The sequence below is a fragment of the Bradyrhizobium sp. AZCC 2230 genome, from assembly GCF_036924495.1.
GTDB classification, from domain to species: domain Bacteria; phylum Pseudomonadota; class Alphaproteobacteria; order Rhizobiales; family Xanthobacteraceae; genus Bradyrhizobium; species Bradyrhizobium rifense.
Window position 1 is genome coordinate 8,712,274 of the sequence record NZ_JAZHRS010000001.1, and the last position, 14,345, is coordinate 8,726,618.

9 protein-coding genes are annotated in these 14,345 nt (G+C 63.5%); all 9 read left to right on the forward strand.

The genetic code is table 11. The features are described from left to right. Positions 1-6: 6 nt before the first annotated feature. The 9 genes from V1280_RS41470 (at position 7) to V1280_RS41510 (ending at position 14,298) form a co-directional block, all read left to right on the forward strand. On the forward strand, positions 7-1,530 hold the full coding sequence (locus V1280_RS41470) for a UxaA family hydrolase (RefSeq protein WP_334536570.1): 1,524 nt from the start codon (positions 7-9) through the stop codon (positions 1,528-1,530). Between the two features lie 249 nt (positions 1,531-1,779). Then, positions 1,780-2,271 carry a hypothetical protein gene (locus V1280_RS41475; RefSeq protein ID WP_334536572.1) on the forward strand — a complete coding sequence of 164 codons (492 nt, stop codon included), beginning with the start codon at positions 1,780-1,782 and terminating at the stop codon, positions 2,269-2,271. Beyond that, entirely contained in the window at positions 2,261-3,469 is a 1,209-nt protein-coding gene (locus V1280_RS41480; RefSeq protein ID WP_334536573.1) for a hypothetical protein, read from the forward strand. The genes V1280_RS41475 and V1280_RS41480 overlap by 11 nt, the downstream gene beginning before the upstream one ends. Before the next feature lie 197 nt (positions 3,470-3,666). Further along, a complete protein-coding gene (locus V1280_RS41485) occupies positions 3,667-6,939 on the forward strand; it encodes a transglutaminase family protein (RefSeq protein WP_334536574.1) in 3,273 nt (1,090 codons plus the stop codon). 27 nt (positions 6,940-6,966) lie between these two features. Continuing rightward, on the forward strand, positions 6,967-9,501 hold the full coding sequence (locus V1280_RS41490) for a circularly permuted type 2 ATP-grasp protein (RefSeq protein ID WP_334536575.1): 2,535 nt from the start codon (positions 6,967-6,969) through the stop codon (positions 9,499-9,501). Next, a complete protein-coding gene (locus tag V1280_RS41495) occupies positions 9,498-10,376 on the forward strand; it encodes a transglutaminase family protein (protein ID WP_334536577.1) in 879 nt (292 codons plus the stop codon). The genes V1280_RS41490 and V1280_RS41495 overlap by 4 nt, the downstream gene beginning before the upstream one ends. A 193-nt stretch (positions 10,377-10,569) precedes the next feature. Continuing rightward, the gene (locus V1280_RS41500) at positions 10,570-12,204 is read left to right on the forward strand and encodes a tetratricopeptide repeat protein (RefSeq protein WP_334536579.1); all 1,635 of its coding nucleotides are present in this window, start codon (positions 10,570-10,572) and stop codon (positions 12,202-12,204) included. A 316-nt stretch (positions 12,205-12,520) separates the two neighbouring features. Next, positions 12,521-13,348 carry a 3',5'-cyclic nucleotide phosphodiesterase gene (locus V1280_RS41505; RefSeq protein WP_148774481.1) on the forward strand — a complete coding sequence of 276 codons (828 nt, stop codon included), beginning with the start codon at positions 12,521-12,523 and terminating at the stop codon, positions 13,346-13,348. 53 nt (positions 13,349-13,401) lie between these two features. Beyond that, a complete protein-coding gene (locus tag V1280_RS41510) occupies positions 13,402-14,298 on the forward strand; it encodes an alpha/beta fold hydrolase (protein ID WP_334536583.1) in 897 nt (298 codons plus the stop codon). Positions 14,299-14,345 lie beyond the last annotated feature (47 nt).

The following is a 14,345-nucleotide window of genomic DNA, read 5'->3' on the forward strand; positions in this document are numbered from 1 at the left end:
ACTCTCATGACCATCAGCCCCGTCATCCGCCTGCATCCCGCTGATGGCGTGCTGATCGCGCGCGCGAGCCTGCCGCCGGGGACGGTGGTCGCCGACGGCGTGACCACGGTCGAGCGCATTCCCTCCGGCCACAAGGTCGCGATCAAGCCGATCGCGGTGGGCGAGCCCGTCATCCGCTACGGCCAGATCATCGGCTTTGCGACGGCGCCGATTGCGCCGGGCCAGCACGTGCATGTGCAGAACATCGGCATGGGCGATTTCGCCAAGGACTACGCTTATTGCGCCGACGTCAAGCCGACGCCGAACTTCGATCTGCCGGCGACTTTCGAGGGCATCCGCCGCCCGGACGGCCGCGTCGCCACGCGCAACTATATCGGCATCCTCACCTCGGTGAATTGCAGCGCGCATGTCGCTAGCCTCGTCGCCGACGTCTTTAAGAAGAATCCCTTCACCGGCGACAACCCGCTCGCCGACTTCCCCAATGTCGACGGCGTGGTCGCGCTAACCCACAAGACCGGCTGCGGCATGACGCAGAACGAGCCGCTGGCGCTGCTCCGCCGTACGCTCGGCGGCTATGCACGGCATGTCAATTTCTCCCACGTCATCGTGCTTGGGCTGGGATGCGAGGTGAACCAGATCGGCGGGCTGATGGAAGAGCAGAAGCTCGCCGGCCGTCTGCGCGCGATGGACATCCAGGAAGTCGGCGGCACCCGCAAGACGGTGGAGGCCGGCATTGCCTTCGTGCGCGAGGCGCTCGCCGACTCCAACGAGGTCAAGCGTGAGACTGTCGCCGTGAGCGAGCTCACCGTGGCGCTGCAATGCGGCGGCTCGGACGGCTATTCCGGCGTATCGGCCAATCCGGCGCTGGGAGCTGCCAGCGATCTCATCGTGCGTCACGGCGGCACCGTGATCCTGTCGGAGACGCCCGAGACCTACGGCGCCGAACATCTGCTGACACGCCGCGCCGTCAGCCGCGAGGTCGGCGAGAAGCTCGTCGATCTCATGCGCTGGTGGGACGAATACACCGAGCGCGAGGGCGCCGAGATGAACGCCAATCCGAGCCCCGGCAACAAGGCCGGCGGCCTTACCACCATCCTGGAAAAATCGCTCGGCGCGATGGCCAAGGCCGGCACCACCAATCTGGTTGACGTGCTCCGCTACGCCGAGCCGGTGACCAAGCGCGGCTTCGTGTTCATGGACACGCCCGGCTACGATCCGGTCGCGGCCACCGGTCAGGTCGCCGGCGGCGCCAACCTCGTCTGCTTCACCACCGGCCGCGGCAGCGTGTTCGGCTGCAAGCCCGCGCCCTCGATCAAGCTCGCCACCAACACGCCCATGTACAAGCGCATGGAAGAGGACATGGACGTCAATTGCGGCACCATCCTCGAAGGCGAGGAGAGCGTGCAGGACTGCGGCCAACGCATCTTCGATCTCATCCTGAAGACCGCGTCCGGCCAGCCGACCAAGAGCGAAAGCTTTGATTTCGGCGGCGCCGAGTTCGCGCCCTGGGTGCTCGGCGCGACGATGTAATGGGGCTGGTGGCGAATAGGGAATTTGAGCATTTCCGCAACCGCTCGCTGGACCCATCGGTCTAAGCACCCGCGCTCGTCAGGCCTTCGATTCATCCACCTTTCCAAAATTTATCGCTTTGTCCGCGGTGTTCAGGTCTTTTGGGGGAGCTTGTCCCAGACTTAGCGCAACATCGCTAGAATGATCGACAATTGCACTGAGCAGCAATACAACTTCATCTCGCTCGATCGGCGACATGAGGGAGTCAGCATGACAACGCCAGCCCAATCCGCGAGGATGGCAATTGTAATTTATAGTTTGGCAATTACCGGAGTACTGATCGTTTGTCTTATCTTAGCGCAACCTCTCGGAATGCGATTTGACTATGGCCAAGAGCAAAACCTGAGGCTGATCGATATCGTTCTGCCAACCTTCTTCGGTTACCTAGGAGCCGCTTCTCATTTTTTGTTCAATGCGAATCGCGGCCGAGACGTTGACCCCCAAAACGTTGGTATGATGAGATTGTTAGTCCATGGACCTTTTTTGATTTTTATCGCGGCAGTCTCGGCTCTTTTTCTTGCACATTATCTATCGCATCGGCCGCTGGCTACGAATGAACCGCGCATTGATCGAATGGATTTCAATTCGCTAAGTCGATATCTATCGGTTTGCTTGGGCTTACTTGCGGCTACCGTTAGTATCATTTCAAGTTACCTTTTTGGCGCGCCTCCAGCGAAAGACGAGGTTGGCAGTGGTAGTTAAAACAAGCCGGCTTTTACTTCTTTTCTCAATCTTATTTCTTGTCCCTTACGTTGTTCGCGCGGATTCGACGTGGCCGTTGAAAGTGGATTGGGAAGGCCAAACGATTCTTTTCGCGCACAACCAGATATCGCTAGAGTTTGGGCCTGAGGACGTTCCCATCTGGAGGGACCAATCGGCGAAGGGATTGCAAAAAATCGATTGCTATTTTGCAGACATGAAGGCGGCTTGCTTCAAGCTGACGGGCCGGCCGAAACGCGACTACGATTATGGAGATGGTCTCGCGTTCGTGAGGCCGATTGCAGTTCTTTCTTATTTTTACGGTCCTGGCGAGCCTAACTGGGATAAAGTTAGGAACACGAAATACCTTGCGAGCCGAAAGCCGTTCGCGCCGCGGATTCTGTCTTCAAAGGAAAGGACAGAACTTCCTGAACACACCGTTGTTCTTGGCCACGAGAGCCAATCTCACGTTTTTGCTCCTGCGGATCAGGCGATTGGCGGAATGGATGCGCTCGAATTTTGGAAAGAACAAGTAGGCAAGCGACCCAACCGGCAATGCCTGGAAGTGCAAGATTTTTGTTCGGTTGTTGTTCATGGCGACCGGAAAGGCAGCGAGGCGTACGCGTATTGCTCAATCATGAACTCTCCGATCGGGCTTGGGTTTCCTTTCAACTGCAACGTCGTTGCATACGAAGAAAAGGGTGGCTGGTATGTGCTAAGTTACGACACGCCTCAAATCAGAGAAGGCGGAGCCGCGTTTGGTGCAGATTGTGAATTCGAAACTAAGATGTCTCTTGATGATGTATTAGCTAATTTTCAAAGTATCATGAAGAATGGCATTACGAACATCGACCTGAAGGAGTTTTCGAGAAAGAAACAGGAGGTATCTGTCGCTGGAAAAAACTTGGCCACGCCTTCAAAGTTCTTTGCTGGATACTATGATAACGCCTATGCGGTTTATACCGTGAAGGTCGCAGAAGCCGACCCTTACCACAAGAGAAGCGTGTCAATTGGAGGGCTGTTCAATTTGCTGATAAGTGTCGAACCTTCCGACCGGTCCAAGGACTATCGAGATATTGGCGACGGAAACAGCGACAGTGATCTCGAATGGTTTCAAAACCAAGTCCTTGCGATCATCAAGCACGACTTGGGACAAAAGTTGCGCCTTAAGATGACATGCGAGGTTCAGCCCATACAGTAATCGTCGTTGCGGAAACCGTTCGCTTATCAAAACTCGCGTTGAATTTGCTTTATCAAGTCCGCTCCACCACCGGTCCGGACCTCGCCGCTTCATTGGGCTCCTCGCCCGTGCCGTAGGCACCCTTTGCCCGTTGTTAATGCTTGATCGAGGTCACCAGCGGTGTTCTGCTCAAAAAAGCTGCTGGAGTACCGCACCCCGTGTCGATCTACGTCGCATTGCACCACGTCACGCACTACAAATACGACCGCCCGATCGATCTGGGACCGCAGACCATCCGCCTGCGGCCGGCGCCGCATACGCGCACGCCGATCCTGAGCTATTCGCTCAAGGTCACCCCGGCCAATCACTTCGTGAACTGGCAGCAGGATCCGTTAGGTAACTGGATTGCGCGTTACGTCTTCCCGGAGAAGACGACCGAGCTGAAGATCGAAGTCGATTTCACGGCACAGATGACGACGGTCAATCCGTTCGACTTCTTCGTCGAGCCTTATGCCGACAGCTTTCCGTTCGAATACCCGAAAGACCTCAAGGCCGAGCTGGCGCCGTATCTCGAGACCATCAAGCCCGATCCCGCCTTCGCGAAATATCTCGCCTCGATCCCGCGCGAAGCGCCGAACACGGTCAACTTCCTGGTCGATCTCAATCGCGAGTTGCAGCAGAAGATCAACTATGTCATCCGCATGGAACCCGGCGTGCAGACGCCGGAGGAGACGCTCACCTCCAGCGCCGGTTCGTGCCGCGACTCCGCCTGGCTCCTGATCCAGACCTTCCGCCATCTCGGCCTCGCCGCGCGCTTCGTGTCCGGCTACCTGATCCAGATCCGCCCCGACATCGATCCGATCGAGGGGCCGCCGGAGGTGGAGAACGACTTCACCGATCTGCACGCCTGGGCCGAGGTCTATCTGCCGGGTGCTGGCTGGATCGGGTTCGACGCAACGTCCGGCATGCTCGCGGGCGAGGGGCATATCCCGGTTGCCGCCACGCCGCATTATCGTTCGGCCGCCCCGATCTCCGGCGGTGCCGGTTTTGCCGAAGTCGAGTTCTCTTTCGACATGAGCGTCCGGCGCATCCGCGAGGCGCCGCGCATCACAAAGCCGTTCTCCGACGATTCCTGGACGCGGCTCAACGATCTCGGCGAGCAGGTTGATGGCGATCTTGCCGCGCAGGACGTGCGGCTCACCATGGGCGGCGAGCCGACCTTCGTCTCGGTCGACGATCTCGAAGCGGCGGAGTGGAATACGGAAGCGGTGGGCCCGACCAAGCGCGCGCTTGGCGACGATCTGATCCGCCGCCTGCGCGATCGCTTCGCGCCGGGCGGTCTGCTGCATTACGGCCAGGGCAAATGGTATCCAGGCGAGAGCCTGCCGCGCTGGGCGTTCGGTCTGTACTGGCGCAAGGACGGCGTGCCGATCTGGAAGAATGGCGACCTCATCGCCAAGATCGAGAATCCCAAGCGCGCCGTGACCGAGGACGCCGAAGACTTCATGGAGGGCACGGCGGCGCGGCTCGGACTCGATCCCGGCTACATCATTCCGGCCTATGAGGATACCGCCTACTGGCTGCTCAAGGAGGCCGAGCTTCCCGTCAACGTCGATCCCTCCGATTCCAAATTGTCCAATCCGGAGGAGCGCGCGCGCATGGCGCGGGTGTTCGATGAGGGCCTTCGCAAGCCACGCGGTTTTGTGCTGCCGGTGCAGCGCTGGAACGCGCCGCCGCGCTGGCGCAGCGAGCGCTGGCAACTCCGGCGCAATCATTTGTTCCTGATGCCGGGCGATTCCCCTCTCGGCCTGCGCTTGCCGATCGGCTCGCTCGGCTACGTCCCGCCCGGTGAATATCCCTACATCGTCGAGCAGGACCCGATGGAGGCGCGCGGCAAGCTGCCGGTGTTCACGCTCCCGGAGCGCCCGAAGGCGCAGCCGTCGCGGGTCGCGCCCGAGAAGCTCAATACGTCTATTCCGGTCCGCACGGCGCTGTCGATCGAAGTCCGCGACGGCGTGATCTGCGCCTTCATGCCGCCGGTCGAGCGCATCGAGGATTATCTCGAGATGATCGCGGCGGTCGAAGCCACCGCCGAGGAGATGCAGCTCCAGGTCCATGTCGAGGGTTATGCGCCGCCATTCGATCCGCGCATCGAGGTCATCAAGGTGACGCCTGACCCCGGCGTCATCGAGGTCAACGTTCAGCCGGCAAAGAATTGGCGCGAGGCGGTCGACATCACCGTCGGGCTCTATGAGGATGCCGGCAAGATACGCCTCGGCGCGAACCGCTTCCTGGTCGACGGCCGCCACACCGGCACCGGCGGCGGCAATCACGTCGTGGTCGGCGGCTCAAGCCCGCCGGATTCGCCGTTCCTGCGCCGGCCTGATCTTTTGAAGAGCCTGGTGCTGTACTGGCAGCGGCATCCGTCGCTGTCCTATTTCTTCTCCGGCCTCTTCATCGGCCCGACCAGCCAGGCGCCGCGCATCGACGAGGCCCGCCACGACAGCATCTACGAGCTCGAGATTGCGCTCTCGCACGTGCCGCCGCCGGGCTACCAGACGCCGCTGTGGTTGGTCGACCGGCTGTTCCGGCATCTGCTCGTCGACATCACCGGCAACACCCATCGCGCCGAGATCTGCATCGACAAGCTCTATTCGCCGGATGGTCCCACCGGCCGGCTCGGTCTCGTCGAATTCCGCGCGCTCGAAATGCCGCCGGATCCGCGCATGTCGCTGGCGCAGCAGCTCCTGATCCGCGCGCTGATCGCAAAGTTCTGGCGTGAGCCGCAACATGGCAAGTTCGTGCGCTGGGGCACCGCGCTGCATGATCGCTTCATGCTGCCGCATTTCATCTGGGAAGATTTTCAGGACGTGCTGTCCGAGCTCAAGAGCTCCGGCTATCCGTTCGAGCCGGAATGGTATCTGGCCCAGCTCGAATTCCGCTTCCCCGCCTTTGGCCGCATCCATCATGGCGGCGTGACGCTGGAGCTGCGCCAGGCATTGGAGCCCTGGCATGTGCTCGGCGAGGAGGGCTCGGCCGGCGGCACCGTGCGCTATGTCGACTCGTCGGTCGAACGGCTCCAGGTCAAGGCCGAAGGTTTCATCGAGGGGCGCCACGTCGTCACCTGCAACGGCCGCCGCCTGCCGATGACGTCGACCGGACGCTCGGGAGAAGCCGTGGCCGGCGTCCGTTTCAAGGCCTGGCAGCCGGCCTCCGGCCTGCACCCGACCATTCCGGTCCATGCGCCCTTGACCTTCGACCTGATCGATACCTGGAATGGCCGCTCGCTCGGCGGCTGCGTCTACCACGTCGCCCATCCCGGCGGCCGCAGCTACGACACCAAGCCGGTCAACACCTACGAGGCCGAGGCGCGGCGGCTGGCGCGCTTCCAGGACCACGGCCATACCCCAGGTCCCATGCAGCCGCCGCCCGAGGAACGCACAAATGAATTCCCGCTGACCCTCGACTTGCGGACACCGCTCCTGCAATGAGTATGATGGAGGGGCAGGGAGAGGCGCATGGGCGAGGGCGCAGCCGAACAGGACAAGGCGGGTAAGGCGCCAGGACAACGCGAAAGCCAGCGCGAAGGCCAGCGCCGGCTCGCGCAATGGGTCCGCGACTATCGCCGCCTGCCCGGCATCCCCGACGAGTTTCTGGGGCCTGACGGTGCCCCGCGCGCGGTCTGGAGCCGATTCTTCGATGCCTTCGGCGCCCTCGCGCCTGACGAGGTCGAGCGGCGCTTCGGCATGGCCGACCGTCACCTCCGCGAGGCCGGCGTTACCTACCGCGCCCCCGGCGACACCGCCGACCGGCCGTGGTCGCTCAGCCATCTGCCGCTGCTGATCGACGAGGCCGACTGGAAGCAGCTCTCCGCCGGTATCACCCAGCGCGCCGAGCTTTTGGAGCTCGTGCTGCGCGACATCTATGGCGAGGGCCGGCTGGTCGCGGAAGGCGCGCTGCCTGCGGGTGCGATCGCCGGCAGCCCCGAATATCTGCGTCCCGTCTGCGGTGTGCCGCCGCCGGGCGGGCGCTACCTCTCGCTCTATGCCGCCGATGTCGGCCGCGGGCCCGACGGCCGCTGGTGGGTGCTCGGCGATCGCACGCAGGCGCCGTCAGGCGCGGGTTATGCGCTCGAAAATCGCCTGGTGCTGTCGCGTGCCTTCTCCGATCTCTACAAGTCGATGAACGTGCCGCGCGTCGCGCCGTTCTTCGAGGCGTTTCGCGACTCGCTTCGCGCGCGCGCCGATCGCGACGAGCCGCGGATCGGCGTGCTCTCGCCCGGCAGTTTCAGCGAGACCTATTTCGAGCACGCGACGTTGGCGCGCTATCTCGGCTTCCTCCTGGTCGAGGGTGACGATCTCGCCGTCAGCGACAATCGCGTCCACATCCGCACGGTCGCAGGATTGAAGCGGCTCGACGTTCTGCTGCGTCGCGTCGATTCCAACTCGCTCGATCCGCTCGAGCTCGACGCCTCCTCGCATCTCGGCGTGCCGGGCCTGATCGACGTGCTGCGCAAGGACGGCGTCGTCGTCGCCAACATGCCGGGCTCGGGCGTGCTGGAGGCGAGGGCGCTGCTCGGCTTCCTGCCGGCGCTCAGCCGTCGCCTGCTTGGCGAAGAGCTGAAGATGCCGCACATCGCGACCTGGTGGTGCGGGCAGAAGTCGGCGCGCGACGAGGTGCTGTCGCGGCTCGACCAGGTCGCGGTCGAAGGCGCCTATCGGCGCGGCGTACCCGGCTTCGAGCGCAACGGCCCGGTGCTCGCGAGCGAGCTCGACGCCGCCGGACGCCAGCGCCTGACCGATGCCATCGGCGCGCGCGGCATGGACTATGTCGGCCAGGAGGTGGTGCGCCTGTCCACCATGCCGGTGTGGGAGCAGGGGCAGATCACGCCGCGTCCTTTCGTGCTCCGCGTGTTCGCTGCCGCAACGCCCGAGGGCTGGGCCATCATGCCCGGCGGGTTCTGCCGAATCGCCGAGCAGGCGGATGCGCGCGCGGTGTCGATGGGCGACGGCGCCCGTGCCGCCGACGTCTGGGTGGTCTCGGAGAAGAAGGTCTCGACCGCGTCGCTGCTGCCGGCGACTGACAAGGTTCGCATTCGTCGCATCGCCGGCGTGCTGCCGAGCCGCGCCGCCGACAATCTGTTCTGGCTCGGCCGCTATCTCGAACGCGCCGAAGCGACGCTTCGGCTGGTGCGTGCGCTGGGCTCGCCGAGCGGGCCCAACAAGGGCACCGCGGCCTCGCTGCAATCGGCCGAGCGGATCCAGCGCCTGCTGGTGACCTGGGGCGCGATCTCGCAGACCTCGCGCGCGGCACCGGGGCGCATCGTCGCCGAAGCCCTGCAGAGCCCGGAGCGTTTCGGTTCGGCGCTGTCGCTGGTGCGCTCGGCGCAGCGCACCGCGACCTCCTTGCGCGAGCGGCTGTCGCCCGACGCCTGGCAGGTCATCACCGAGATGGCCGATCGGCTCTCCTACGAGGTCGAGGACGACGACAGTGTGTTGAGCGCGGCCGAGCTGACCTTGCAGGAGCTTGCGAGCTTTGCAGGCCTTGCGCAGGAGAACATGAATCGCGCCGCCGGCTGGCGCTTCCTCGATGTCGGCCGCCGCACCGAGCGGGCCATCAACACGGCACGTTTTGCGCGACAGTTCGCTTATGACGAGGCGGGCGACGAGGACCTCGATATCCTGCTGACGCTGGTCGATTCCCAGATCACCTATCGCTCGCGCTATCTGCTGGCGCCGATCCTGGCGCCGGTGCGCGACCTTGCCGTGCTCGATCCCTACAATCCGCGTTCGGTGGCGTTCCAGGTGACGACCTTGAACGAGCATATCGCGGCACTACCAAGCCTGAAGGAGCACGGCCTGATCGAGCAGCCGCAGCGGCTTGCGGTCGCGGTGCAGTCCATGCTCGCGACCGCCGAAGCCGAGAAGCTCGAGGTCAAGACCCTGTTCGCCCTGGAGCAGGATCTGCTCAGCCTCGCCGAGGCGATCGGGCTGCACTACTTCCCGCACGGCACCAATGCGAGCCGGCCGGAAAAGCTGACGGGGCTGGCGTGATCTACGACATAAGGCACGTCACCACCTACGAATATGAGAGCCCGGTCAGCTTCGCCCGCTGCACGCTGCGGCTCGAGCCGAGGGACGGCAACGGCCAGGAGCTGATCTCGCACAAGATCGAGATCCGTCCGCGTCCGTCCGAGCGCAACGTCCGCCGCGATTTCTTCGGCACGCTGACCGAAAGCATCGTGATCGAGGCCGCGCATCGCAATTTGCGCATCGATTCGCGCTCGCGTGTCTCGGTCTCCCGGAAGCCACCGGCGCGCGACGCCGCCAGCCCGTCCTGGGAGAGCATCCGCGACATCGCGTTTGAAGCGACGAGCCTCGGGCCGTCCTCACCGGTCGGCTATGTCTTTGCCAGCCCGCTGGTGCCGGTGCTGCGTCCCGTCAGTGCCTATGCGGCCGAGAGCTTTGCGTCAGGTGCGGGCATCCTCGCCGGCGCGGTCGATCTCATGCATCGCATCCGCACCGAGTTTCGCTACGACCCCAAGGCCACCGTGATCTCGACGCCGCTCAACGAGGTCTTCGACCAGCGCCACGGCGTCTGCCAGGATTTTGCTCATGTGATGATCGCGGGGCTGCGCGGGCTCGGTTTGCCTGCCGCCTATGTCAGCGGTTATCTGCGCACCATTCCGCCCGCGGGCCAGCCGCGCTTGCAGGGCGCGGACGCGACGCACGCCTGGGTGTCGCTGTGGTGCGGGGCGGAGCTCGGCTGGATCGACTTCGATCCGACCAACGATCTCTTGGTCGCCAACGATCACATCGTCCTGGCGGTCGGCCGCGACTTCTCCGATGTGTCCCCCGTGGACGGCATCATCGTCGGCTCGCGGAAGCAGAAGCTTGGCGTTGCCGTGGACGTGCTACTGGTGGAGTGACCGTAGTTTCACTGTGTCCGCTTTGTGAATAAACGCGTCTCGATGCAAAGAATTTGTTTCGGTCTGTTGCTATCATGTGGCGAATAGCCGTTCATTAAGCTTCTGTTAAGTCTACCCGGCGACATCTTGGCTCAACATTATTGCTGACGCCGACGCTGCGGATCTCCTCGGCGAGGCTCCCGGCGGGGATTCCATGACTGCGACTTCGATGGCCCTCGCGCTGCCGGACGCCGGCATGCCGAGCTTAGCTGACTTGCTGCGCGCGGGTCGCGAGCACTACCGGCGTGGCGAAATCAGGCACGCGATCGCCGTCTTTCAGGTCGGGCTCGCGCGTGCGGCCACGGCGTCGATCGGTGTCGCGGTCGATTGTGTTGCCGATCTTCATGCCGCTCTCGCCAATGCCTTCATGCTCTGCGACGACATCGCGTCAGCGGGGGAGCACTACAAGGCGGCCTTGCGCATCGCGCCGCATCTCGTTGCCTGCTGGTGCAATCTCGGCATCGTGCATCAGCGCAGCGGCCAGACGCAGGACGCGATTGCGCTTTACCTGGAGGCGCTGCGGCGCAATCCGGGCCACCGGCCGTCGCGTACGAATCTGGTCCAGGCGCTGGTCGCAACCCGGCAGTTCGTAATCGCGAAGACGCTGCTGCTCGAATTGCTCGAGGAGACGCCGGAGGATGCCGACCTGCGCAGCCAGCTTGGCAAGGTCTGCTTCGAGCTTGGCGAGACCGAGGAGGCTGTGGCGCAGTTCGAGCAGGCCGTGGTGCTCGCGCCCGGACAGGCCGAGAATTTTTACTGGGTCGGGGCGATCCGTCAGGTGCGGGGCGAGCAGGAAGCGGCACAGGCCGCCTACGCCCACGCCGCGCAAGTGCATCCGATCCTGCGCAGGCAAGCCACCAAATCGCCGCCGGCGTTTCGGGCGCTGGCGTTGTTTGCACCCTTCGTCGGCAATACCCCGGTCGAATTCCTCTTCAGGGATTGCGCCTACCAGACCAGCATCCTGTCGCTGCTGCCCGGCAGCGAGCCGGATCTCGCGCTGCTCGCGCGCGAGGCGGACGTCGTCGTCAACCTTGTCTCCGACGCCGATCAAGGCGCGGCGGTGCTTCCGCTCGCCACCGCGATCGCGCACAGCCTTGGCAAGCCGGTCGTCAACGATCCCGCAAAAATCCAGAACACCACGCGCGACGCCACGGCTTTGGCACTCGCCGACGTCGAGGGCTGCCGGGTGCCGCGCACGATCCGCGTCGCGGCCGGCGAGGGGCTTCCCGACGGCCTCAAGCTTGTCTTTCCGCTGCTGGCGCGTCAGGCCGGAATGCATGGCGGCGACGTCTTCGAGAAGCTCGATGACGCCGCGGCGCTGATCGCGTTCCTCGCGGCCCACGCCGACCATGACCGCTACGTGATCGATTATCTCGACTATCGCTCCGCCGACGGCTTCTTTCGCAAATACCGGTTCTTGTTCATCGGCGCGGACATCCTGCCTTATCATCTGGCGATCGGAGACGACTGGAAGCTCCATCGCGATGCCACCGACATGGCGCATCACGCCTGGATGCAGGACGAGGAGGAGCGTTTTCTGCGCGCGCCCGAGCAGGTGTTCGGGCCGGCCCACTATGAGGCGTTGCGAGTCATTCGCGATCGCATCGGTCTCGATTATTTCGGCATCGATTGCGGTCTCGACCGGGACGGGCATCTGGTCGTGTTCGAGGTCAATGCCTCCATGCTGGTGCACGACCAGAATCCGGAATTTCCTTACAAGGACCCGTACATCCGCAGGATCAAGGTCGCGTTCGACGGGATGCTCGCGCGCTTCGCACGAGGGAATTGACGCCGCCGACCGCAACGCGGTGCAGGCGTCTTAGCCCGATCGCGGTGGGTGCCCACCTCGCGCACCGTCCTTCCTCACAAGATGAACAGTCGGCCATTGGCCGGGCTGGCGAGCGCCCGCGCGGCCTGGCCACCGGGTGCACCGAACCGTAACCGCAACCGTGATGCTGCGCGGCGGCGCAATATCATATTTACGTATTTTTGTTGCCGGATTTGGCCAGTCGCCCCAGATTGGGCTATGCTGGAGCCTGCGTCGAGGGCGAGTATGAGGCGTCAGGAGCTTGCGTGGGACATCACCGACAGACGGGGCTGCATCCATGATGACGTTACCGCGACTGGCGGCTGAATCCTTGGAGAAGTTGCTGGGTACGTTCATGCGGCGTCGGTATGACGAGACCACTGCAAGTATAGTCGAGAGCGCAACCCGCACGGCGATGGAATGCATCGGCAACAGCGATGCACTTTACCATAACATCGAGCATACGATGCTGGTGACGCTGGCGGGCCATTCCATCCTCAGTGGTCGAAGCCTCCATACCCACCTGACGGCCGAGGACTACGTCCACGTCATGATCGCCTGTCTCGCCCACGATATCGGCTATGTGCGCGGCCTGTTCGAGGAAGATGACATCGACGGCTTCATCATCGACGCCGCCAATTCCAAGATCTCGTTGCCGCGCGGTGCATCGGACGCCAGCTTGATGACGTATCACGTCGATCGCTCGAAGCTCTATGTGACGCGGCGGTTGCGGCACATTCCAGGGCTTGATCCTGAACGCATCGCCCGCGCCATCGAGGGGACGCGCTTCCCGGCCCGGGAAGGCCAGGAGTATGACGTCGATGCATCGATCCTGCGCGCCGCCGACTTCATCGGGCAGCTCGGCGATCCCAACTATCTGCGCAAGGCCAACGCACTCTATTACGAGTTCGAGGAGGTCGGGATGAACCGCCAACTCGGCTACGACTCGCCGGCCGACATCGTGAACCGCTATCCACAATTCTATTGGAATAGCGTCGCACCGCACATCCAGACCGAGATCGGCTATCTCAACAAGACCGAGATCGGCCGGCAGTGGATTGCCAATCTCTACAGCAACGTGTTCCGCGCCGAACGCGAGATCTCGCTGTCCGGGCCGCAGAGATAAGGGCAGGCAGCGAGCCGCGGCACGAAGTTGGTTCGCAGAGAATTGCTGTAGCCATGCAACAAAAATCCGCCACGACCGACATCCTCGACATCGCCTATCTCGACTACGGCGCGCCGGATGGCTGGCCCTGCATCATGGGCCACGGCTTTCCCTATGACGTGAACGCCTATGCCGAGGCCGCGCCGCTGATCGCGCAAGCGGGCGCGCGGGTGCTGGTGCCGTATTTGCGCGGCTATGGGCCGACGCGTTTTCGCTCCCCTGCGACGCTGCGGTCCGGCGAGCAGGCGGCACTCGGCGCCGATCTCCTCGCCTTCATGGATGCGCTCGGCATCCAGCGCGCCGTCGTCGGCGGCTATGACTGGGGCGGGCGCGCGGCCTGCGTCGTCTCCGTGCTGCATCCCGAGCGCGTGGTCGCGCTCGTCTCCGGCAATTCCTACAACATCCAGAACATCGCCCGTTCCATGGAGCCGGCCTCGCCGCCGGAGGAAGCGGCGCTGTGGTATCAATATCTCTTCCACAACGAGCGCGGCCGCCGCGCGCTCGAGCACAATCGCCGCGGTTTCGCCCGCCAGCTCTGGGCGATGTGGTCGCCGACATGGCCCTTCGACGATGCGACCTTCGAGAAGAGCGCGGCGGCGTTCGACAATCCTGATTTCGTCGATGTCGTGATCCATTCCTATCGCCATCGCTATGCGCTGGTCGAAGGCGATCCCGCCTATGCCGCGATCGAGGCGAAGCTTGCCGCGCAACCGCCGGTCCGCGTTCCCACGATTGCGATCGACGGCGACAGCGACGGCGTCAATTCCGGCACTGCGCATCACGCGCGCAAGTTCGAGGGCTTTTTCGAGCGGCGCGTCTTCGCCGGCGCCGGTCACAATCTGCCGCAGGAGCGTCCCGCCGAGTGGGCCCAGGCCGTGCTCGACGTGCGCAAGGCGGCCGCAAAAGCCTGATTTTCGCGCTCGCAGGAACTTTTCGCTGTCGCCGTCGTCCAATCCTG